Origin of the sequence: Oleiharenicola lentus (assembly GCF_004118375.1) — a bacterium.
In the GTDB taxonomy this organism is placed as follows: domain Bacteria; phylum Verrucomicrobiota; class Verrucomicrobiia; order Opitutales; family Opitutaceae; genus Lacunisphaera; species Lacunisphaera lenta.
Genome location: NZ_SDHX01000002.1, coordinates 333338 through 354005, shown reverse-complemented (window position 1 = coordinate 354005; position 20668 = coordinate 333338). Strand labels below are relative to the sequence as shown.

The following is a 20668-nucleotide window of genomic DNA, read 5'->3' as shown; positions in this document are numbered from 1 at the left end:
TTTTCGTTTCACATCTCAACGGGAAATTCCATGGCCGACCGCACTCACTCCGAACGCATCAACTTCGGCAAACTCCGCGAAGTCATTCAGCCGCCGAACCTCATCGAACTCCAGATCAGCTCGTATCTCGAGTTCCTGCAGAAGGACACGGCCGAGAAGCAGCGCAAGCCCTACGGCCTTGAGGCCGTGTTCAAGGAGGTCTTCCCGATCAATTCTTACGACGAGCGCCTGACGCTCGAATACGTCTCCTACACAATCGGCGAGCCCAAGAGCTCCGAGATCGAGTGCCTCCGCGAGGGCACGACCTACGCCGTTCCGCTCTATGTGAAGCTCCGCCTCCGCGAGGAAGACTTCATCAAGGACGAGGAGATTTTCATGGGTGACATCCCGATGGTCACCGAGCGCGGCTCGTTCATCATCAACGGCGCCGAGCGCGTCGTCGTCTCCCAGCTCCACCGCTCGCCCGGCATCTGCTTTGAAGTTGCCACACACCCGAACGGCAAGCTGCTGCACTCCTTCCGCATCATCCCGGACCGCGGCACCTGGCTCGAGGTGCAGTTCGACAACAACGACCTGCTTTACGTTTATCTCGACCGCCGCCGTCGCCGCCGCAAATTTCTCATCACCACGCTGCTCCGCTCGATCGGCTTCAGCAACGATCTGGACATCCTGAACCTCTTTTACGAGCTCCAGGACCTCAAGGTCAGCAAGGCGCTCGACATGGAGAACGTCTCCACACTCGTCCTCGTCGAGGATGTGATCGACGCCCAGAAGGGCGTCGTGCTCGCCCGCGCCTTTGAGCCGCTCACCAAGGCCATCGTCCGCACCTTCGAGAAGCACGACATCAAGTCGATGCGCGTCATCGACACGACGGCCGACGAGGGTGCCATCATCCGCGCGCTCAAGAAGGACCCGACCCGTAACGAGGAGGAAGCCCTCAAGGAAATCTACAAGAAGCTGCGCCCCGGCGAGCCGCCGACGACGGCGAACGCCAAGGCCCTGCTCAAGCGTCTGTTCTTCGACCCGAAGCGCTACGACCTCGGCCGTGTTGGCCGTTACAAGATCAACCAGAAGCTCGATCTCAAGATCGACTTGGAGAACCGCATCCTCGTCTCCGAGGATGTCGTGGCCGCGACCAAGTATCTCGTCCGCCTCAAGAAGGCCGACGGCATTGTGGACGACATCGACCACCTCGGCTCGCGCCGCGTGCGCACCGTCGGTGAGCTGCTCGCCAACCAGTGCCGCGTCGGCCTCTCCCGCACCGAGCGTTTGGTGCGCGAGCGCATGACCCTCTACGACCAGAGCGTCGATTCGATCACGCCGCAGAAGCTGATCAATCCGAAGGCTCTGACGACCGTGATCCGCGACTTCTTCGCCCGCAGCCAGCTGTCGCAGTTCATGGACCAGATCAACCCGCTCGCCGAGCTCACCCACAAGCGCCGCCTGTCGGCCCTTGGGCCGGGCGGTCTCAACCGCGAACGTGCCGGTTTCGAAGTGCGCGACGTCCATCCCTCGCACTACGGCCGCATTTGCCCGATCGAGACCCCCGAAGGTCCGAACATTGGTCTCATCAACTCTCTCTCCACCTATGCTCGTGTGAACGAGTTCGGCTTCATCGAGGCCCCGTATCGCCTCGTCGAGAAGGAGAAGGGCCGCGTCACCGACAAGGTCGTTTACCTCACCGCCGACCAGGAGGAAGGCAAGACCGTCGCCCAAGCCAACGCTGACGTTGACGAGAAGGGCTTCTTCATCGGCAAGGTCACCGCCCGTAACTCCGGCAACTTCATCGAAGTCGCCGCCGAGGAGGTGGACCTGATGGACGTCTCGCCCAAGCAGGTCGTGTCCGTCGCCGCCGGTCTCATCCCGTTCCTTGAGCACGACGACGCCAACCGCGCGCTCATGGGCTCGAACATGCAACGCCAGGGCGTGCCGCTCCTCCAGACCGAGGCGCCGCTCGTCGGCACCGGACTCGAGTCCCGCCTCGCGAGCGACTCCAAGACCGTCGTCATTGCCGAGGAGCCCGGTGTCGTCGCCTCCGTGGACGCCAAGCAGATCATCGTCACCAAGGACGGCGAGCTGCCCCGCCACCCGAAGCACAACCCGAAGGACCACGTGTTCGTTTATGAACTCCGCAAGTTCATGCGCTCGAATGCCGGCACCTGCTTCTCCCAGCGCCCCATCGTCAAGAAGGGCCAGAAGGTGAAGAAGGGCGAGTGCATCGCTGACGGTCCCTCAACCGACCACGGCGAGCTCGCGCTCGGCCGCAACGTGCTCGTCGGCTTCATGCCGTGGAACGGCTACAACTTCGAAGACGCCATCCTCATCTCCGAAAAGGTGCTGAAGGAAGACATCTTCACCTCCATCCATGTCCAAGAGTTCGAGGTCACCGCGCGTGACACGAAACTCGGGCCCGAGGAAATCACGCGCGACATCCCGAACATCGGCGAGGAAGCGCTCAAGAACCTCGACCACAATGGCGTCATTCGCGTCGGTGCCGAGGTTAAGCCCGGTGACATCCTCGTCGGCAAGATCACCCCGAAGTCCGAGACTGAGCTTGCTCCCGAAGAGAAGCTGCTCCGCGCCATCTTCGGCGAAAAGGCCGCTGACGTGAAGGACACCTCCCTCATCGTTCCCTCCGGCGTGAACGGAATCATCATGGACGTGAAGGTCTCGACCAGCCGCCTCGACGCGGAGCGCGACCGCATGTCCCCCTCCGACCGCCGTCGCCAGGTGAAGCAGATCCAGGAAGACTACAAGACCCAGATGGACAAGCTGCGCGAGCAGCTGACCGAGGCCTTGTCCAACATCCTCCTTGGTGAGAAGATTCCGCTCGACGTGATCAACGGCCAGACCGGCGAAATCATCATCCCGGCCAACCGCAAAATCACGAAGACGCTTCTCCGCAAGCTGGCCGCCGTCGCGAAGCACATCGAAATCGATCCTTCGCCCGTCCGCATCAAGATCATGGAGATCATCGCCTCCTTCCAGTCAAAGTTCGACGAATTGGAAGGTGAGCGTGAGCGCAAGATCGCCTCGATCGAGACCGGCGAAGATGGCGGCCCTGGCGTCATCAAGCAGGTCAAGGTCTACATCGCCACCAAGCAGAAGCTCGAGGTCGGCGACAAGATGGCCGGCCGCCACGGCAACAAGGGCGTCGTCGCCAAGATCGTGCCGGAAGAGGACATGCCCTTCCTGCCTGACGGCACCCCGATCGAAATCTGCCTCAACCCCCTCGGCGTGCCTTCGCGCATGAACGTGGGTCAGGTGCTTGAGACCCACCTTGGCTGGGCCTGCAAAAAGCTCGGCATCAAGGTCGCGACGCCCGTCTTCGACGGTATCTCCGAGAAGAAGGTCCGCGAATACCTCAAGCAGGCCAATGACATGGAGCGCAAGGAGAGCGGTGTCGTCACCGTCACCACCTCCGGCAAGGCCACGCTGTTCGACGGTCGCACCGGCGAGAAACTCGATCAGGAAGTCGTCGTCGGCTACATCTACATGATGAAGCTGAACCACCTCGTGTCGCACAAGATCCACGCGCGCGCGGTCGGTCCTTACTCCCTCGTCACGCAGCAGCCCTTGGGTGGTAAGGCCCAGTATGGCGGCCAGCGCTTCGGCGAAATGGAGGTTTGGGCGCTCGAAGCCTACGGCGCGGCGCACACCCTGCAGGAGCTCCTCACCGTCAAGTCCGACGACGTCAACGGTCGCACCAAGATCTACGAGTCGCTCGTCAAGGGCGACAACACGCTGAGCGCCGGCACGCCCGAGTCGTTCAACGTGCTCGTCAAGGAAATGCAGGCCCTCGGTCTCGACATCAAATTGAACAAGCGCACCGCCCTTGGGGAAGCCCTCGGCGGCGCCCGCTAACCCTTAACACGATACTGGGAGCACAATCGCAATGAGCACAGAACAAGCCCGCGAAGAAGTCCGTTCCGTCCTTGGTTCGGACGAAAACCTGTTCGACAGCGTTTCCATCACCGTCGCCGCGCCGGAAACCATCCGCGCGTGGTCGAAGGGTGAGGTCAAGAATCCCGAGACGATCAACTATCGCACGTTCAAGCCCGAGCCGGGCGGCCTCTTCTGCCAGAAGATTTTCGGCCCCGTGCGCGACTACGAATGCGCCTGCGGAAAATACAAGCGCATCAAATACAAGGACGTCGTGTGCGATCGCTGCGGCGTCGAGGTCACCATCGCCCGCGTTCGCCGCGAGCGCATGGGGCACATCGAGCTGGCCGTCCCGGTCGCCCACATCTGGTTCCTCAAGAGCATGCCGAGCCGCCTCGGCCTGCTGCTCGACATGACCGCCCGTTCGCTCGAGCGCGTCATCTACTACGAGAACTACATGGTGACCAACGCGGGCAAGACGCCGCTTGAGCTCAAGCAGCTCCTCACCGAGACCGAGTACCAGCAGGCCGTCGATGAATACGGCGCTGACGCCTTCACCGCCAAGATGGGCGCTGAGGCCGTCCGCGACGTGCTCACCCAGGTTGACATGGAGGCGGTTGTCGCCGAGCTCCACGAAACGATGCGCGCCACGCGCTCGAAGCAGATCAAGAAAAAGCTCTCCAAGCGCCTCAAGGTCATTGGTGGTTTCATCAGCTCCAAGTCCCGTCCCGAGTGGATGGTCATGGAGGTTCTGCCGGTCATCCCGCCGGATCTGCGCCCGCTCGTCCCGCTTGAGGGCGGCCGCTTCGCGACCTCCGACCTTAACGACCTCTACCGCCGCGTCATCAACCGCAACAACCGTCTGCGGAATCTGATGCAGCTGAAGACACCCGACGTCATCATCCACAACGAAAAGCGCATGCTCCAGGAGGCTGTTGATGCGCTGTTCGACAACGGTCGCCACGGTCGTCCGGTCACAGGCGCCGGCAACCGCGCCCTGAAGTCGCTCTCCGACATGCTAAAGGGCAAGCAGGGCCGTTTCCGCCAGAACTTGCTCGGCAAGCGCGTCGATTACTCGGGTCGCTCGGTCATTGTCATCGGTCCCGAGCTCAAGCTCAACCAGTGCGGTCTGCCCAAGAAGATGGCCCTCGTGCTCTTCGAGCCGTTCATCATCCGCCGCCTTAAGGAACTCGGCTTTGTGCACACCGTTCGCGGTGCGCGCAAGATGATCGAGAAGAAGTCGCCCGAGGTCTGGGACATCCTTGAGGAAGTCACCAAGGGCCACCCGGTGCTGCTTAACCGCGCCCCGACGCTGCACCGCCTCTCGATCCAGGCTTTCGAGCCCGTGCTCATCGAGGGTTCTTCCATTCGTGTCCACCCGCTCGTCTGCACCGCCTACAACGCGGACTTCGACGGTGACCAGATGGCCGTGCATGTGCCGCTTTCGCTGGAAGCCATTCTGGAGTGCAAGCTCCTGATGATGTCCACGAACAACATCTTCTCACCGTCCTCCGGCAAACCGATTCTAACGCCCTCGCAGGACATCGTCCTCGGCGCCTACTACCTGTCGGTCGAGCCGCGCAGCAAGCCCGCCAAGGGCACCCGCGTGCCGCTGCTCTCCGGTCTGCAGGAAGTGCAGTATGCCAAGGCCGACGGCGCCCTCAAGGTGCACGATTGGATCCACATCCCGAACCCGGACTTCTGCAAGGACACCGTTTACGGCAACAAGGAGCGCAAGCATCTCCTCACCACCGTCGGTCGTGTCATCTTCAATCAGATCTGGCCGGCTGGCCTCGGTTTCATCAACTTCCCCGTGCCGAAGGGCAAACTGGGTGACCTCATCCTCAATACCTACAAGGTCGCCGGTGACCGCGTGACCGTTGAGACGCTCGACAAGCTTAAGGAACTCGGCTTCCAGACCGCCTTCCAAGCCGGTATCTCCATCGGTATCGACGACATGATCATCCCCGAGAACAAGAAGGAGATCGTGCACGATGCCCGCAAGAAGGTCGACGAAGTCGAATCCCAATACAAGAAGGGCATCATCACCGAGAGCGAACGTAAGAACAAGGTGATCGACATCTGGACCGGCGCCACCGATCGCATCGCCAAGGCGGTGTTCGGCAAGCTCGAGAACAACGACGGCAAGCCCGAGGTGAACCCGGTTTACATCATGATGGATTCCGGTGCCCGCGGTAACAAGCAGCAGGTCCGCCAACTGTGCGGTCTCCGCGGCCTCATGGCCAAGCCCTCAGGTGAAATCATCGAGCGTCCCATCCTGTCCTCGTTCCGCGAGGGCCTGACGGTGCTCGAATACTTCATCTCGACGCACGGCGCCCGCAAGGGTCTCGCCGACACCGCGCTGAAGACCGCTGACGCCGGTTACATGACCCGTAAACTCTGCGACGTGGCCATGGACGTGGTCATCACCGAGGAGGATTGCGGCACCCGTGACGGCATCTGGAAAAAGGCCATCTTCGAAGGCGAGACGATGCTCGTTTCGCTGGCTGAGCGCATCGTCGGCCGGTTCTCGGCTGACGATGTAATGGATCCTCTCAATCCCACCAAGGCCATCGTTGGCGCCGGCGAACTCGTCACCGAGGAACTCGCCAAGCGCATCGACGACTCCGGCATCGAGCGCGTCAAGGTGCTCTCGCCGCTCACCTCCACGAGCGAACACGGTATCGACGCCAAGTCCTACGGAATCAATCCCGCGACCAACAAGGTCGCCAAGCAGGGTGATTCTGTCGGCATCATTGCCGCCCAGTCCATCGGTGAGCCCGGCACCCAGCTCACCATGCGCACGTTCCACATCGGTGGCGTCGCCTCGGCCGGCTCGAAGAACCCCGAGATTAAGGTCCGCAACACCGGTATCATCAAGTATCGCGGTCTGCGTCTCGTGACCATCGGCGACGGCATCAACATTGTCCTGAACAAGACCGGATCCATCCAGATCCTGGACGACAACGATCGCGAATTGGAATCCTATCCGATCGTGGTTGGCACCTTCCTCTCCGTTGGCGACGGCGCGAAGGTCACGAAGGGGCAGACCATCGCCCAGTGGGATCCTTACAACATTCCGGTTCTCTCTGAGAAGGCAGGCACGCTCCACTTCAAGGACATGATTCCGGGTGTCACCGTGAAGCGTGAACTCGACGAATCCACTGGCCGTATCGCAACCGTGGTCATCGAGCACAAGGAGGATCTCAATCCGCAGATCGAAGTCCGCGATGACCACGGCAAGCCCGTGGCCGCTTACTCGATCCCGACTGGCGCGCAGGTCGCCGTCGCCGAGGGTGACATCATCCAGCCGGGTGCGTTGCTCGCCAAGACCCCTCGTCAGGCGTCCGTCACCAAGGACATCACCGGTGGTCTCCCCCGTGTGGCCGAGCTTTTCGAAGCCCGCCGCCCGAAGGAAGCCGCTGAAATGGCCCGGATTGAAGGTGTCGTTTCCTTCGAGGGCTCCATTCGCGGCAAGCGCAAGCTCGTCGTCCGCCAGGAAGAGTCCGGTGCGGAGGAAGAGCACCTGATCCCGCACGGCAAGCACATCATCGTGCAGGCCGGTGACGTCGTCCACAAGGGGCAGCACCTCACCGAAGGCTCCGCCGATCCGCACGAGATTCTCGAAATTCTCGGGCCGACCGCGCTCTTCGAGTTCCTCATCGGTCAGGTGCAGGAAGTCTATCGACTCCAAGGCGTGTCGATCAACGACAAGCACATTGAGGTGATCATCCGTCAGATGCTCCGCAAGGTCCGCATCAGCGATCCGGGTGACACCGAGTGGTTCTGGGGCGAGCAGATCGACCGCACTGCTTTCCTGCGTGAGAACAAGCGAATCGAGGCCGCCGGCGGCAAACCCGCCGAAGCGGAACCGATTCTGCTGGGCATCACCAAGGCCTCGCTCGAGACCGAGAGCTTCATCTCGGCCGCTTCCTTCCAAGAGACGACCCGCGTCCTCACTGACGCCTCGACTTTGGGCAAGGTGGACGGGCTGAAGGGCTTCAAGGAAAACGTCATCATGGGGCATCTGATTCCTGCAGGCACTGGCCTTCCGGCTTACAAGAAGCTGAAGGTTACTCTGCCCTTGGGTGGTGAAATCCCCATGGACGAAGCGCCCAAGGCAGTGACCGCCGAGGCGAGCTGATATTACTTCGCTACGTTAATTTCGAAGCCGCGGTGTGAACCGCGGCTTTTGTTTTTAGCGATGTGGCACAGAAGGACGGAGTAGGTTTCAACAAAAAAATAGCCTTGTTTTTAGGGTGTGAGCTGATGACAATGCTATTCCTCCCGCCAAAAAGATGCCTGTAGAGCTTTGCTCCGGGTGTCTTCTCGCCCGGCCCTCAGGGCCGGGCGTTCTTTTTTACCCTCGTCACAATTTGGGGCGCGAATTTCGCCCCCCAGAATTCTCAGAAGGAAGAGCTTCTAGAAACGGAGTTCGGCAAGTGAGGAATAGGGGAGGGCGCAAGCTCAGGTGTTGAGATCGTGTTCCAGCAGAAATTCAGTAATATAGATCTACCCGGTGAAGGACTATGGCCGGAATTTGCTGCGGTTGACGGGGTAAAATAAAATTCCACGTCCTATCAGAGCATGGGAAAGGGAGGCGAAGGCTTCTGTGAATAACTTTTTGTCTGTTTCTTTGATTTAACTCTTGAAGTGCGGTCGCGTGGCCTGCTTTTCTAACCATCCCTATCGTCACTTACAGCCCTACCAGCTAAACTGGTGAGGCACCTGAGACGCCGCGATTTTAGGCTGAATCAACCCTCCCAAAATCGTGATTATCACCAAAGCGCGAAATAGTTCTTGCCGGAGGCCTCTGCTCCGGTAGGTTCCGCGCCTTTTCCACTTTTACCAACCTTCCATTTAAACACATGCCAACCATCAACCAACTCGTGAGAAAAGGACGCCGCAAGGTCGTTGCGAAGTCCAAGGCTCCGGCACTGCAGGGTAATCCCTTCCGCCGCGGCGTTTGTGTGCAGGTTATGACCCGCACGCCGAAGAAGCCTAACTCGGCCATCCGCAAGGTTGCCAAGGTCCGTCTCACGAATGGCACGGAAGTTATTTCTTACATTCCGGATGAAGGCCATAATCTCCAGGAGCACTCTATTGTGCTCGTGCGCGGTGGTCGTGTGAAGGATCTCCCCGGCGTGCGTTACCACATTGTCCGCGGCACTCTCGACGCCACCGGCGTGGAGAAGCGTCGTCGTTCCCGTTCCAAATACGGCGTAAAGCGCCCGAAGGCTGCCAAGTAATAACCGTTCTTTTTTAGCACCATGTCCCGTCGTCGCAGAGCTACGCACCGCCCCACCGTCCCGGATGTCCGCTACAGCAGCACCCTGGTGACCCACCTTATCAATGTCATCATGAAGAGCGGCAAGCGCACGCTCGCTGAGCGCATCGTTTACGGCGCCTTTGAGCGAGTGAGCGAAAAGCTCCAAAAGGGTGATCCGGTGGACCTGCTCATGGGAGCCATGGAAAACGCCCGCCCGAAACTTGAAGTGAAGAGCCGCCGCGTCGGTGGTGCCACCTATCAGGTGCCGGTTGAAATTTCGTTCGAGCGCCAGGAATCATTGGCCCTCCGCTGGATTGTTGATGCCGCCAACGGCCGCAAGGGCATCCCGATGCGCGAAGCCATTGCCGCCGAAATCATCGACGCCTACAACAACACGGGCTCCGTGGTGAAGAAGAAGGAAGAAATGCACAAGATGGCCCAAGCCAACCGTGCGTTTGCCCACCTCCGCTGGTAAGGATTTCCACGCATCATGTCCGTCGCTGCTCCCATCAATATCACTGTCGTTACCGACAAGGCCAAGGTCTCTGCGGTCAACTCGAAGGATCGTCCTTTTCCGCTCGAGTGGACTCGTAACATCGGCATTGCCGCGCACATCGATGCTGGCAAGACCACCACGACCGAGCGCATCCTTTTCTACTCCGGCGCCGTCCACAAGATGGGCGAAGTCCATGAGGGCACCACGGTGACCGACTGGATGGAGCAGGAGCGCGAGCGCGGCATTACCATCACCGCCGCCGCCATTTCCTGTGCATGGAATGCCTCATGGGGTCCGTGGAAGGGCATCAAGCAGCGCATCAACATCATCGACACCCCTGGCCACGTGGACTTCACGGCCGAGGTGGAGCGCTCGCTCCGCGTGCTCGATGGCGCCGTCGCCGTTTTCTGCGCCGTTGCTGGCGTGCAGCCCCAGTCCGAGACTGTCTGGCGTCAGGCCAACAAGTATCGCGTTCCGCGCGTGGCGTTCATCAACAAGATGGACCGCACCGGTGCCGACTTCTTCCGCGCCGTCTCCGAGATGCGCGAGAAGCTCAAGGCCAACGCCCACCCGATTTTCCTGCCCATTGGCAAGGAGGAGAATTTCTCCGGCCTCATCGATCTCGTTCAGAACGTGGCCTACTCCTTCGAGGAAGACCCGAAGGACCAGCTGGGGATGAACCCGAAGACCATCGCGATCCCGGCGGAGATGGCCGCGCAGGCCAAGGAATACCGCGACAAGCTCATCGAGGCGGTTTCCGACTTCGACGACGTCATCGCCGAGAAATACCTCGGCGGCGAGGAGATCACCGTCCCCGAGCTGATGCTCGCCGTGCGCAAGGCCACGATCTCACTCAAGTTCACCGGCGTGATTCCCGGCTCCGCCTTCAAGAAGAAAGGTGTGCAGCGCCTGCTCGATTGCGTGGTTAACTACCTCCCGAGCCCGATCGATGTTCCCCCGATGCAGGGCCAGGATAGCGACGGCAAGACCGTCGAGGCCGTGGTCGACGACAAGGCCAAGCTCGCTGGCCTCGCCTTCAAGCTCTGGAACGACCCGTTCGTCGGTCGCCTCGTGTTTTACCGCGTCTACACCGGCCAGCTGAAGCGTGGCATGTCCCTCTACAATCCCCGCACCCGCCGCTCCGAGCGCGTTTCCCGTCTCGTGCTGATGCGTGCGATTGAGCGTGAGGAAATCGAAGTCGCCTACGCGGGCGACATCTGCGCCGTGGTCGGTGTCAAGGAAGTCATCACCGGCGACACGCTGTGCGATGAGGACTTCGACATCCGTCTCGAGCCGCCCTCCTTCCCCGAGCCCGTAATCTCGATGTCCATCGAGCCGAATTCCAAGGGCGACCAAGAGAAACTCGGCGTGGCGCTCCAGCGCCTCGTGGCCGAGGATCCGACCCTGCGCGTCAAGACCGACCAGGACACCGGCCAGACCATCCTCGCCGGCATGGGTGAGTTGCACCTTGAAATCATCATCGACCGCATGAAGCGCGAGTTCAAGGTCGAGGCCACCTCAGGCAAGCCGCAGATCGCTTATCGCGAGACGATCACCAAGGCGGCTGAGGGCGAGGGCAAGTTCATCCGTCAGTCCGGCGGCAAGGGTCAGTATGGCCATGTCGTTATCAAGATGGAGCCGAACGAGAAGGGCAAGGGTGTCGAGGTTATCAATGAGACCGTCGGCGGTTCCATCCCGAAGGAATTCATCAAGCCCGCCACGGACGGTCTGCTTGAGGGCGCCAACAACGGCGTCATCGCGGGCTTCCCGGTCGTCGATGCTATCATCCGCATCGTCGATGGTTCCTTCCACGAAGTCGACTCGTCGGAAATGGCTTTCAAGATGGCTGGCATCTTCGCCTTCAAGGAGGCAATGAAGCAGGCCGGTCCGATCCTGCTTGAGCCCATCATGGGCGTCGAGGTGACCACTCCCGAGGAGTATCAGGGCGACCTGATGGGCGACATCAACCGTCGTCGTGGCCAGATCCAGGGCATGGATAACAAGGCCGGTGCTTGTATCATCAGCGCCCACGTCCCGCTCGAACTGCTCTTCGGCTACGTCACCGACATTCGCTCCCTCTCCAAGGGTCGCGCCAGCGCCGGCATCACACCGTCGCACTTCGCCCAGGTTCCGAACTCGCAGCTGGCCAAGATCGTTGAATCCAACGCCAAGGGCCCCGCTCGCACCTAACTTCTCCCAACCCCGTTCTTTATATCGCCATGAAAGGCCAACGCATTCGCATCAAACTCCAAGGCTTCGACTACCGCGTGATCGATCAGTCGGCCTCGGAAATCGTCGAAACCGCCAAGCGCTCCGGCGCTCGCGTCTCGGGTCCCATCCCGCTGCCGACCCGTATCGAGAAGCTTTCGGTCAACCGCTCACCGCACGTCGACAAGAAGTCGATGGAGCAGTTCGAGTCCCGCACCCACAAGCGCCTCATCGACATTCTCGAGCCCACCGCCCAGACGGTAGACGAACTCAAGAAGCTCAACCTTCCCTCCGGCGTCGACATCACCATCAACGTCTAAATTTTTAATCCACATACCAGCTTAGCAGCCAGCCGGCTCACCCCGGCCCTTGCTAAAGTAGGTCTAAACCAAACGGCGCCCCGCGCCACCTACCGCTTAGCCCAATGATCGCTACACTCCTAGGTAAGAAAATCGGCATGACGCAGGTCTACGACGCACAGAATGTGCTCGTGCCCGTCACCGTGGTCGAAGCCGGCCCCTGCCCGGTTGTCCAGGTTAAGACCGTCGAAAACGACGGGTACAACGCCGTCCAGCTCGGCTTCGGTTCCCAGAAGGCGAAGAATGCCTCCAAGGCCGAAGCCACCCACGCCAAGAAGGCCGGCGTTGAGATCACGCCCCGCGTGCTCAACGAAGTCCGTCTCACCGAGGCCTACAAAGGCAAGGCCGGTGACGTCATCACCGTTGCGGTTTTCGCCGAAGGCCAGATCGTCGACGTGCTCGGCGTCTCCAAGGGTAAAGGCTTCCAGGGTGTCGTGAAGAAGCACGGTGCCGCCGGCGGTCCCGCTGCACACGGCTCCATGTTTCACCGCCGCATCGGCTCCATCGGCATGCGCCAGACTCCCGGTCGTTCTTGGAAGAACCAGTCCATGCCCGGCCACATGGGCAGCAACAATCGCACGGTCCAAAACCTGCGCGTTGTGAAGATTCTGGCCGACAAGAATCTCATCCTCGTCAAAGGCGCCATCCCCGGTGCCAATGGCGACGATGTCATCATCCGTTCCGGCAAGAAAGCCAAGAAAGCCTAACCCGGAGACTGACCGCACATGAAACTTACTGTCTTTACTTCAGACGCCTCGAAGAGCTCCGAGCAGGATTTCAATCTTCCGGTTTTCGAGGGCAACAAGGGTGTTCAAGCCGTTAAGGAAGTCGTCGTGGCCCACAAGGCGAACGCTCGCCTTGGCACGCACTCCACCAAGACCCGCGGCGAAGTCCGCGGCGGCGGCAAAAAGCCTTGGAATCAGAAGGGCACTGGCCGCGCTCGCGCCGGCTCCTCCCGCTCCCCCCTGTGGTCCGGCGGTGGTGTCGTCTTCGGCCCCAAGCCCCGCGACTATTCCAAGAAAATCAACGGCAAGGTGAAGGCCCTCGCCTTCAGCCGCGCCCTGTTTGACCGCGCCACGGCCGGTGACGTCAGCGTCATCGAGTCCTTCGTCGCGAAGGACGCCAAGTCCAAGGGCATGAATACCGTCATCAGCCGCATCGCCCCCAAGGGCAAGGTGCTGATCGTGGACGCCCCGTTCACCGCCGAGGCCAACCGCGCCGCTCGCAACCTCGCTCGCGTCACTCTGCAGGAGGCCGCCAAGCTCAACACTCTCGACCTCGTCCAATACGGCAAGATCGTCGTGTCCAGCAAGGCCCTCGAGACCATCATCGCCCGCGCCAACGGAGGCCAGTCATGATCAACGCCGACAAGATTCTCAAAACCATCCGCCTGACCGAGAAGTCCAACAAGCTCTCGTCCAATTACGGCCAATACACCTTCGAGGTGTATCCCGAGGCGACCAAGTTCACCGTGCGCGAAGCCGTCGAGCAGACCTTCAAGGTCACCGTGACGCGTGTGAACATTCAAAACCGCAAGGGCAAGCCGAAGCGCTCCCGCCAGGGCCGCCCGATCACCAAGTCCGACAGCAAGCGTGCCATCGTCACGCTGAAGGCCGGCGACAAGATCGAGCTCACCGCCTGATCGCACCCGGAGATAACCCACCATGGCTCTCAAATCCTTCCGTCCCCTCACGCCCGCCCTGCGGTTCACCACGCTGAACCGTCCGGCCGAGATCACCGACAAGCGCCCCGAGCGTTCCCTCGTCGAGAACAAGAACCGCACCGGCGGTCGCAACGTATATGGCCGACTCACGTCGCGTCGTCGCGGCGGCGGTCACAAGAAGCTCTATCGCATCATCGACTTCAAGCGTACCAAGCTCGACATGCCCGCCAAGGTTCAGGCGATCGAATACGATCCCAACCGCAGCGCGCTGCTCGCGCTTCTGGCCTACGCTGATGGGGAGAAAACTTACATCCTCGCCCCCAAGGGTCTGAAGGTGGGTGACTCCATCTACGCGGCGATGAAGACCGACTCCAATGACTTCCGTCCGGGCAACAGCTTCCCGCTCGAGGTCATCCCGCCGGCCACCCGCCTGCACGCGGTCGAGTTGATCCCGGGCCGTGGTGCCCAGATTGCCCGTTCTGCCGGTGTGTCCGTCGAGTTGGTCGCCGTGGAAAACGGTTTTGCTCAAATCCGCCTCGCTTCTGGCGAGACCCGCCTCGTGAATCCCCGCTGCCGCGCCACCATCGGTGAGGTCGGCAACGGCGAGCATGCCAACCGCAAGCTCGGCAAGGCCGGCCGCAATCGTTGGCTTGGGCGCCGTCCGCGCGTTCGTGGTATGGCAATGAACCCCGTCGATCATCCCAACGGTGGTGGTCAGGGCAAGTCGAAGGGTGGTGGCGGTCGCCAGCACCTTGTGTCGCCGTGGGGCCAGCTCGCCAAGGGCTTCCCGACGCGCCGCCGCTCCAAGCCCTCCAACTCACTCATCCTCGTACGCCACAACGGCCGTCCGCCGCGCGGCAAGAAGTAATTTTAACGACTCCGCACCATGGCACGTTCCATCAAGAAAGGTTTCTTCGTCGACTACCACCTCCTGGAGAAGATCCAGAAGGCGGCCAAGGCCGGCGGCGCGCGCAAGCCCATCCAGACCTGGAGCCGGCGCTCTACCATTACACCCGAGTTCGTGGGCCACACAATCAGCGTCCATAATGGCAAGGCGCACATCGCCGTTTACGTCACCGAGAACATGGTCGGGCACAAGCTCGGCGAGTTCGCCCCGACGCGCATCTTCAAGGCGCACGGCGGCATGACGCGCAAGGAAATCTGAGGCCGCGCTCCAACTGGAATACTACAATGGAAATTCAAGCTCTCACCCGCAATGTCCGGATGTCGCCCCGCAAGGTGCGCGAGGTCGCGAACGAAATCCAGGGCCGCTCGGTGCCCGAGGCCCTCGACCTGCTCGCCCTCATCCCGCGCAAGTCGGCCCGCTTGCTCGCCAAGACGCTCAAGAGCGCCGTGGCCAACGCCGAGAACAACAACAGCCTCGCCGCCGATGCCCTCACCGTGAGCCGTGCCCTCGTTGGCCCCGGCCCTGTGCTGAAGCGTTTCAAGGCCGGCGCCAAGGGTTCGGCCAAGCCGCGCGTCAAGCGCATGTCGCACCTCCGCATCGTCCTCACCGACGGCAAATCCAACTAACACTCACCATGGGACAAAAGACCAACCCCACAGGCTTCCGCCTCGCCGTCCGTCGCAACTGGCAGTCGCGCTGGTTCGCCCGCAAGAAGGATTTCGCCAAGCTCCTCCACGAGGATCAGGTCATCCGCTCCACGCTGATGGAGAAGCTCAAGCAGGCCTCCGTGCCGCGCATCTTCATTGAGCGCGCCGGCAACCGCGTCCGCGTCAAGATCTTCACCGCCCGTCCCGGCATCGTTATCGGCAAGAAGGGCCAGGAGGTGGAGAACATGAAGGTCCAGCTCGGCAAGCTCACTGGCAAGGAAGTCCTCCTCGACATCCAGGAAGTGAAGAAGCCCGAGATTGAGGCCCAGCTCGTGGCCGAGAGCGTTGCTCTCCAGCTCGAGCGCCGCATCGCCTTCCGCCGTGCCATCAAGAAGTCCATCCAGACCGCGATGGCCCTCGGCATCGACGGCATCAAGATCCAGTGCTCGGGCCGCCTCGGTGGCGCCGACATCGCCCGCCGCGAGTGGCAGCGCCAGGGCCGCATTCCGCTCCACACCCTGCGCGAGAACATCGATTACGGCTTCGCCGAGGCCCAGACCGTCTGGGGCAAGATCGGCGTCAAGTGCTGGATCTGCAAGAAAGACGAATCCAACTAACTCAGACACATTCTCCGCCTGACGCAAAAACGCCGGGCATTCCCACATGGCTCTCGCTCCCTCCCGCACCAAATACCGCAAGTCGATGAAAGGCTCGCGCGCTGGCAATGCCAAGCGCGGCAACACTCTCGCCTTCGGTGAATTCGGCCTCCAGTCGCTCTCGCGCGGTCCCATGACCGGCCAGCAGATCGAGGCCGCCCGCGTCACCATCGCCCGCCACCTGAAGCGCAAGGGCAAGCTCTGGATCCGCGTGTTCCCCCACAAGCCCGTGACCAAGAAGCCCGCCGAGGTGCGCATGGGCCAGGGCAAGGGCCCGGTCGAGTTCTACGTCGCCGTGATCAAGCCCGGCGCCGTCCTCTTCGAGCTCGCCGGCGTTCCCGCCACCATTGCCAAGGAGGCTTTCCGCCTCGCCGACGCCAAGCTGCCTTTCCGCTGCCGCTTTATCCAGCGTGAAGGCGTCGCCAGCTAAACCACCGGACACCCGTTACCATGACTTCCAAGGAAATCCGCGAACTCTCTCCCGCCGAGATCAACACCAAGCTCCGCGAGACCCGCGAGCAGCTCCTCCAGCTTCGCCTGCGCAAGAACACCGGCCAGGTCGAGAAGCCGCACCTCCTGCGCGCCTACCGCAAGGATATCGCGCGTCTTGAGACCATCCTCAAGCAGAAGAAAACCACCAAGGCCGCCTGAGGCCGACGGCGCTAACCGCACAATCACATGTCCACTCACGTCCGCCACAACGCCCGCAAGACCGTTATCGGCTTTGTCAGCTCCAAGATGGGCGACAAGTCCGTCAAGGTCACCGTCCCTTACAAGACGCCGCATCCCCTCTACCACAAGGTCATCAACCGCAAGACCGTCCTCCACGTCCACGACGAGAAGAACGAGACCAAGGTGGGCGACAAGATCGAGGTCATGGCGACCCGTCCGATCAGCCGGCTGAAGCGCTGGCGCGTTATCCGTGTGGTTGAGGCCGCCGTTCTCGGCGCCGCTGCCATTTCGGAGAAGGACGTTGCCGAAGCCGTCCCGACCAAGACCACCAAGGCGACCGCCGCCAAGGCCTGAACCAACCCGCACAAGGAGACACCACCATGATCCAGATGCGTTCCATCCTCGACATCGCCGACAATACCGGCGCGCGCCGCGCGTCCATGATCGGCCGCATCGGGCAGAACACCCGCACCGCGCATGTCGGCGACATTATCACCATTAACATCAAGGAGAGCAGCACCGACGCTACCGTGAAGAAAGGCGAGGTCCACAAGGCCGTGATCGTCCGCACCAGGGCGCCGCTGCGCCGCGCCGACGGCAGCTACCTCCGTTTCGACAGCAATGCCGTCGTCATCATTGGCGAGGATGGCAATCCGAAGGGCACCCGCATCTTCGGGCCCGTTGCCCGCGAGCTCCGCGCCAAGAACTACATGAAGATCATCTCGCTCGCCCCGGAGGTCCTCTAACATGGCCCAGAAATTCCATATCAAGAAGAACGACCAGGTCGTTGTCATCGCCGGCTCCCAGAAGGGTAAGCAGGGCAAGGTCCTCGAGATTCGCGCCAGCCAGAACCGCGCCGTCGTTGAGGGCGTGGCCATGATCAAGCGGCACCTCAAGAAGTCCCAGGAAAACCCGCAGGGCAAAATCGCCGAGCGCGAGGGCACGGTTCATGTCTCCAACCTCATGCTCCAGTCGCGCTACGACGCGTCCAAGCGCAAGAAGGCCGCGCCCGCGGCCAAGGCCTGAGCAGGCGAGGGGAGTCCCACCACTTAAAACCAACAAAGCATCCGGGTCGGAAATCCGGTTAGCACCATGAGCAAACAACTCGCACCCCTCCAGAAACACTACGTCGAGACCGTCGTCCCGGCGCTGATCGCCTCGCGCGGCTACAAGAACAAGCATCAAGTTCCCAAGCTCGAGAAGATCGTCATCAACACCGGTATCGGCGCCGAGGCCGACAAGAACCAGATCGCCGACACCGCGCGCGACATCGGTCTCATCGCCGGACAGAAGCCCGTGCTCAATCGCACGAAGCGCGCCATCGCCAATTTCAAGCTGAAGCCCAACCAGGTCACCGGTTGTCATGTCACTCTCCGCGGCGAGAACATGTGGCACTTCCTCGTGCGCCTGCTTGCCGTGGCACTGCCCACCATCCGCGACTTCCGCGGCGTCCCGAACAAGCTCGACGGCCAGGGCAACTACACCATCGGCATCACGGACTTCACCATCTTCCCCGAGATCGTGGTTGAGAACAACAAGCGCTCCATGGGTCTCGACATCACCCTCGTAACCTCCGCCGAGACCGACGACGAGGCGCGCGAGCTCCTCAAGCTGCTCGGCATGCCGTTCCGCCGCACGGAACAGGCCGCTCCCGCCAAAACTTCCGCCGCCTAACCCTTACGCGCCATGCCCAAGACCTCCTCCATCGAACGCAACAAGAAGCGCATCCGCCTCGTCGACAAGCACGCCGCGAAGCGCGCTGAGCTGAAGGCCGTCCTCGCCAATCCCGCCACCACCGACGAGGAATTTTTCGCCGCCCAGAAGAAGCTCAACAAGCTTCCACGCAATTCTTCCAAGGTTCGCATCCGCAACCGCTGCTCGCTCAGCGGCCGCCCGCGCGGTTTCAACCGCCGTTTCGGCGTGTCCCGTATCACCCTGCGCGAGCTCGCGCTTGCCGGCAAGATTCCCGGCGTCACCAAGTCTTCTTGGTAATCCCTTTGGCCCACGGGGGTCGGATATGACCCGCGCGGCCGCAACCGATAAAAACATCCATCCATGACAGACCCAATCAGTGATTTTTTGACCCACCTTCGCAATGCGTCGAAGGCCGGTCTCGCCCAGTGCGTTTCGCCGCACTCGAAGCTCAAGGAGAGCCTCGCGAACATCCTCAAGGCTGAGGGCTACGTCCGTGACGTCGCCACTGGCACCGACGAGCGCGGTCACAAGACCGTGGTCGTGACCATGAAGTATGTGGACAGCGCCCCGGTCATTACCGGCATCAAGCGCACATCCACCCCCGGCCGCCGCATGTATGCCGGTTACACGGAGATTCCGCGCGTTCTCAACGGCCTCGGCATCGCCATTCTTTCAACTTCCAAGGGTCTCATGAAGGACCAGGACGCCCGTCGCCAGAAGCTGGGCGGCGAACTCGTCTGCACCGTCTGGTAAGGAGCACCACCACCATGAGCAGAATCGGCAAACAACCCGTTCAGATTCCCGACAAGGTCAAAATCGACATCAAGGGCACCACCGTGTCCGTCGAAGGCCCCAAGGGCAAAGTTTCCAAGACCTTCGCCCCCGTCGTGAAGATCGAGAAGCAGGACAACAAGGTCGTCGTCACCAAGGTCGAGGACACCCGCTTCTCCCGCGCCATGTTCGGCACCGCGCGTTCGGTGATCGCCGGCATGGTCAAGGGCGTCAGCGTTGGCTACATGAAGGAGCTTGAGATCCAAGGCGTCGGCTTCAAAGCCGCGCTCAAGGGCAAGCAGCTCGACCTCGCGCTCGGCTACTCGCACCCCATCCTCCACGACATCCCCGAGGGCATCAAGGTCACCGTCACCGACGGCACCAAGCTGAAGATCGAGGGTGTGGACAAGCAGCTCGTCGGTCAGGTGACCTCCGAGATCCGCGCCTATTACCCGCCCGAGCCTTACAAGGGCAAGGGTGTCCGTCTGGTTGGCGAGCACGCCGAACGCGTCCGCCGCAAGGAAGGCAAGACCGTCGCCTAACCGCACCACCCAACATGAAGACTGTTTACAAGGCCCAGCTCCTCCAGAAGCGCAAGTGGCGCATCCGCAAGAAGGTGACCGGCACCGCCGCTCGCCCGCGCCTCAGCGTCAAGTTCTCCGGCAAGCACATTTATGCGCAGGCCGTCAACGACGACGCCGGCTCAACGCTCGTGTTCCTCTCCACTCTCGATCCCGAGGTGAAGAAGAGCGGTGCGAAGAGCAACGTCTCCGGCGCCAAGAATCTCGGTGTCGCCTTTGCCGCCAAGGCCAAGGCCGCCGGCATTTCCTCCGTCGTGTTCGACCGCAACGGCCGGCCCTATCACGGCCGCGTCAAAACCTTTGCCGACGCCGCGCGCGAAGGCGGTCTCCAATTCTAACCTCCGCCCATGGCTAACAACAATCGTTCCAATTCCTTCGGCGGTGCCTCTGGCGCCGACCAGGCCGAGTCCGGTCTCATCGAGAAGGTCGTTTTCATCAACCGTTGCGCCAAGGTCGTGAAGGGTGGCCGCCGCTTCTCGTTCTCCGCCCTCTCCGTCGTCGGCGACGGCAAGGGCAGCGTGGGCATTGGCTACGGCAAGGCCAACGAGGTCCCCGACGCCATCAAAAAGTCCACCGAGTCCGCCAAGAAGCGAATGGTTTCTGTGAAGCTCAAGGGCGGCACCATTCCCCACGAGGTGCTCGGCGCCTATGACGGTGGCAAGGTGTTCCTCCGCCCGGCCTCCACCGGCACCGGCCTGATCGCCGGCGGTGGCGTGCGCGCCGTCCTCGAGGCGGCCGGCGTTCATAACGTGCTCACAAAATCGATGGGTTCCAAGAATCACATCGCCGTCGTGCACGCGACCCTCAACGGCCTGCGCAAGCTTCGCCTCGAGGAGGACTTCAAGTCCATCCGCAGCTGATA

Annotated in this window: 24 protein-coding genes; all 24 read left to right on the top strand. The window is 61.5% G+C overall.

The features are described 5' to 3' along the window. Positions 1-30 precede the first annotated feature (30 nt). Positions 31-3864 carry a DNA-directed RNA polymerase subunit beta gene (rpoB, locus tag ESB00_RS15255; protein ID WP_129048657.1) on the top strand — a complete coding sequence of 1278 codons (3834 nt, stop codon included), beginning with the start codon at positions 31-33 and terminating at the stop codon, positions 3862-3864. Positions 3865-3895: 31 nt separating this feature from the next. Further along, a complete protein-coding gene (gene rpoC, locus ESB00_RS15250; RefSeq protein ID WP_129048656.1) occupies positions 3896-8026 on the top strand; it encodes a DNA-directed RNA polymerase subunit beta' in 4131 nt (1376 codons plus the stop codon). A 724-nt stretch (positions 8027-8750) separates the two neighbouring features. Then, positions 8751-9131 (top strand): 30S ribosomal protein S12, encoded by a 381-nt coding sequence (gene rpsL / locus ESB00_RS15245; RefSeq protein ID WP_069960788.1) that lies wholly within the window; start codon positions 8751-8753, stop codon positions 9129-9131. Positions 9132-9152: 21 nt separating this feature from the next. After that, positions 9153-9626, top strand: a complete 474-nt coding sequence (gene rpsG / locus ESB00_RS15240) for a 30S ribosomal protein S7 (RefSeq protein ID WP_129048655.1) — start codon at positions 9153-9155, stop codon at positions 9624-9626. 15 nt (positions 9627-9641) lie between these two features. After that, entirely contained in the window at positions 9642-11837 is a 2196-nt protein-coding gene (gene fusA, locus ESB00_RS15235; RefSeq protein ID WP_129048654.1) for an elongation factor G, read from the top strand. 29 nt (positions 11838-11866) lie between these two features. Next, positions 11867-12175, top strand: a complete 309-nt coding sequence (rpsJ, locus tag ESB00_RS15230; protein ID WP_129048653.1) for a 30S ribosomal protein S10 — start codon at positions 11867-11869, stop codon at positions 12173-12175. Positions 12176-12279: 104 nt separating this feature from the next. Continuing rightward, a complete protein-coding gene (gene rplC, locus ESB00_RS15225) occupies positions 12280-12921 on the top strand; it encodes a 50S ribosomal protein L3 (RefSeq protein WP_129048652.1) in 642 nt (213 codons plus the stop codon). A gap of 18 nt (positions 12922-12939) precedes the next feature. Further along, on the top strand, positions 12940-13572 hold the full coding sequence (rplD, locus tag ESB00_RS15220) for a 50S ribosomal protein L4 (RefSeq protein WP_129048651.1): 633 nt from the start codon (positions 12940-12942) through the stop codon (positions 13570-13572). Further along, positions 13569-13856 carry a 50S ribosomal protein L23 gene (rplW, locus tag ESB00_RS15215; protein WP_164976241.1) on the top strand — a complete coding sequence of 96 codons (288 nt, stop codon included), beginning with the start codon at positions 13569-13571 and terminating at the stop codon, positions 13854-13856. The genes rplD and rplW overlap by 4 nt, the downstream gene beginning before the upstream one ends. A gap of 22 nt (positions 13857-13878) precedes the next feature. After that, entirely contained in the window at positions 13879-14745 is an 867-nt protein-coding gene (rplB, locus tag ESB00_RS15210) for a 50S ribosomal protein L2 (protein WP_129048650.1), read from the top strand. Between the two features lie 18 nt (positions 14746-14763). After that, on the top strand, positions 14764-15042 hold the full coding sequence (rpsS, locus tag ESB00_RS15205) for a 30S ribosomal protein S19 (protein ID WP_069960780.1): 279 nt from the start codon (positions 14764-14766) through the stop codon (positions 15040-15042). A 26-nt stretch (positions 15043-15068) separates the two neighbouring features. After that, a complete protein-coding gene (rplV, locus tag ESB00_RS15200; protein ID WP_129048649.1) occupies positions 15069-15410 on the top strand; it encodes a 50S ribosomal protein L22 in 342 nt (113 codons plus the stop codon). 8 nt (positions 15411-15418) lie between these two features. Beyond that, the gene (gene rpsC, locus ESB00_RS15195; protein ID WP_129048648.1) at positions 15419-16048 is read left to right on the top strand and encodes a 30S ribosomal protein S3; all 630 of its coding nucleotides are present in this window, start codon (positions 15419-15421) and stop codon (positions 16046-16048) included. A gap of 46 nt (positions 16049-16094) precedes the next feature. Further along, positions 16095-16517: a 50S ribosomal protein L16 gene (gene rplP, locus ESB00_RS15190; RefSeq protein ID WP_129048647.1), complete on the top strand. Its 423-nt coding sequence runs from the start codon at positions 16095-16097 to the stop codon at positions 16515-16517. 20 nt (positions 16518-16537) lie between these two features. Then, positions 16538-16738, top strand: coding sequence for a 50S ribosomal protein L29 (gene rpmC, locus ESB00_RS15185; protein WP_129048646.1), 201 nt, complete (start codon positions 16538-16540; stop codon positions 16736-16738). Between the two features lie 27 nt (positions 16739-16765). Further along, positions 16766-17113: a 30S ribosomal protein S17 gene (rpsQ, locus tag ESB00_RS15180; RefSeq protein WP_129048645.1), complete on the top strand. Its 348-nt coding sequence runs from the start codon at positions 16766-16768 to the stop codon at positions 17111-17113. Between the two features lie 26 nt (positions 17114-17139). After that, positions 17140-17505 carry a 50S ribosomal protein L14 gene (gene rplN / locus ESB00_RS15175; protein WP_129048644.1) on the top strand — a complete coding sequence of 122 codons (366 nt, stop codon included), beginning with the start codon at positions 17140-17142 and terminating at the stop codon, positions 17503-17505. Between the two features lies 1 nt (position 17506). After that, positions 17507-17785 (top strand): 50S ribosomal protein L24, encoded by a 279-nt coding sequence (gene rplX / locus ESB00_RS15170; protein ID WP_129048643.1) that lies wholly within the window; start codon positions 17507-17509, stop codon positions 17783-17785. Between the two features lie 66 nt (positions 17786-17851). Then, a complete protein-coding gene (gene rplE, locus ESB00_RS15165; protein ID WP_129048642.1) occupies positions 17852-18433 on the top strand; it encodes a 50S ribosomal protein L5 in 582 nt (193 codons plus the stop codon). 12 nt (positions 18434-18445) lie between these two features. Then, complete coding sequence (rpsN, locus tag ESB00_RS15160; protein ID WP_129048641.1) at positions 18446-18751, top strand: 30S ribosomal protein S14; 306 nt, start codon at positions 18446-18448, stop codon at positions 18749-18751. A 63-nt stretch (positions 18752-18814) separates the two neighbouring features. After that, the gene (gene rpsH / locus ESB00_RS15155; RefSeq protein ID WP_129048640.1) at positions 18815-19207 is read left to right on the top strand and encodes a 30S ribosomal protein S8; all 393 of its coding nucleotides are present in this window, start codon (positions 18815-18817) and stop codon (positions 19205-19207) included. Between the two features lie 14 nt (positions 19208-19221). Next, positions 19222-19767, top strand: coding sequence for a 50S ribosomal protein L6 (rplF, locus tag ESB00_RS15150; protein WP_129048639.1), 546 nt, complete (start codon positions 19222-19224; stop codon positions 19765-19767). 14 nt (positions 19768-19781) lie between these two features. After that, the gene (rplR, locus tag ESB00_RS15145) at positions 19782-20144 is read left to right on the top strand and encodes a 50S ribosomal protein L18 (protein WP_129048638.1); all 363 of its coding nucleotides are present in this window, start codon (positions 19782-19784) and stop codon (positions 20142-20144) included. 9 nt (positions 20145-20153) lie between these two features. Then, complete coding sequence (rpsE, locus tag ESB00_RS15140) at positions 20154-20666, top strand: 30S ribosomal protein S5 (protein WP_129048637.1); 513 nt, start codon at positions 20154-20156, stop codon at positions 20664-20666. Positions 20667-20668 lie beyond the last annotated feature (2 nt).

Bases quoted from the DNA above. Each gene is read 5' to 3' on its own strand.
- rpsG (WP_129048655.1), top strand. From the start codon at position 9,153: ATGTCCCGTCGTCGCAGAGCTACGCACCGCCCCACCGTCCCGGATGTC.
- rplE (WP_129048642.1), top strand. From the start codon at position 17,852: ATGAGCAAACAACTCGCACCCCTCCAGAAACACTACGTCGAGACCGTC.
- rpsJ (WP_129048653.1), top strand. From the start codon at position 11,867: ATGAAAGGCCAACGCATTCGCATCAAACTCCAAGGCTTCGACTACCGC.
- rplW (WP_164976241.1), top strand. From the start codon at position 13,569: ATGATCAACGCCGACAAGATTCTCAAAACCATCCGCCTGACCGAGAAG.
- rpsH (WP_129048640.1), top strand. From the start codon at position 18,815: ATGACAGACCCAATCAGTGATTTTTTGACCCACCTTCGCAATGCGTCG.
- rplX (WP_129048643.1), top strand. From the start codon at position 17,507: ATGGCCCAGAAATTCCATATCAAGAAGAACGACCAGGTCGTTGTCATC.
- rplC (WP_129048652.1), top strand. From the start codon at position 12,280: ATGATCGCTACACTCCTAGGTAAGAAAATCGGCATGACGCAGGTCTAC.
- rplN (WP_129048644.1), top strand. From the start codon at position 17,140: ATGATCCAGATGCGTTCCATCCTCGACATCGCCGACAATACCGGCGCG.
- rplR (WP_129048638.1), top strand. From the start codon at position 19,782: ATGAAGACTGTTTACAAGGCCCAGCTCCTCCAGAAGCGCAAGTGGCGC.
- rpsQ (WP_129048645.1), top strand. From the start codon at position 16,766: ATGTCCACTCACGTCCGCCACAACGCCCGCAAGACCGTTATCGGCTTT.
- rpsS (WP_069960780.1), top strand. From the start codon at position 14,764: ATGGCACGTTCCATCAAGAAAGGTTTCTTCGTCGACTACCACCTCCTG.
- rpoC (WP_129048656.1), top strand. From the start codon at position 3,896: ATGAGCACAGAACAAGCCCGCGAAGAAGTCCGTTCCGTCCTTGGTTCG.
- rpmC (WP_129048646.1), top strand. From the start codon at position 16,538: ATGACTTCCAAGGAAATCCGCGAACTCTCTCCCGCCGAGATCAACACC.
- fusA (WP_129048654.1), top strand. From the start codon at position 9,642: ATGTCCGTCGCTGCTCCCATCAATATCACTGTCGTTACCGACAAGGCC.
- rpsN (WP_129048641.1), top strand. From the start codon at position 18,446: ATGCCCAAGACCTCCTCCATCGAACGCAACAAGAAGCGCATCCGCCTC.
- rpsC (WP_129048648.1), top strand. From the start codon at position 15,419: ATGGGACAAAAGACCAACCCCACAGGCTTCCGCCTCGCCGTCCGTCGC.
- rpoB (WP_129048657.1), top strand. From the start codon at position 31: ATGGCCGACCGCACTCACTCCGAACGCATCAACTTCGGCAAACTCCGC.
- rplF (WP_129048639.1), top strand. From the start codon at position 19,222: ATGAGCAGAATCGGCAAACAACCCGTTCAGATTCCCGACAAGGTCAAA.
- rplD (WP_129048651.1), top strand. From the start codon at position 12,940: ATGAAACTTACTGTCTTTACTTCAGACGCCTCGAAGAGCTCCGAGCAG.
- rpsL (WP_069960788.1), top strand. From the start codon at position 8,751: ATGCCAACCATCAACCAACTCGTGAGAAAAGGACGCCGCAAGGTCGTT.
- rplB (WP_129048650.1), top strand. From the start codon at position 13,879: ATGGCTCTCAAATCCTTCCGTCCCCTCACGCCCGCCCTGCGGTTCACC.
- rplV (WP_129048649.1), top strand. From the start codon at position 15,069: ATGGAAATTCAAGCTCTCACCCGCAATGTCCGGATGTCGCCCCGCAAG.
- rpsE (WP_129048637.1), top strand. From the start codon at position 20,154: ATGGCTAACAACAATCGTTCCAATTCCTTCGGCGGTGCCTCTGGCGCC.
- rplP (WP_129048647.1), top strand. From the start codon at position 16,095: ATGGCTCTCGCTCCCTCCCGCACCAAATACCGCAAGTCGATGAAAGGC.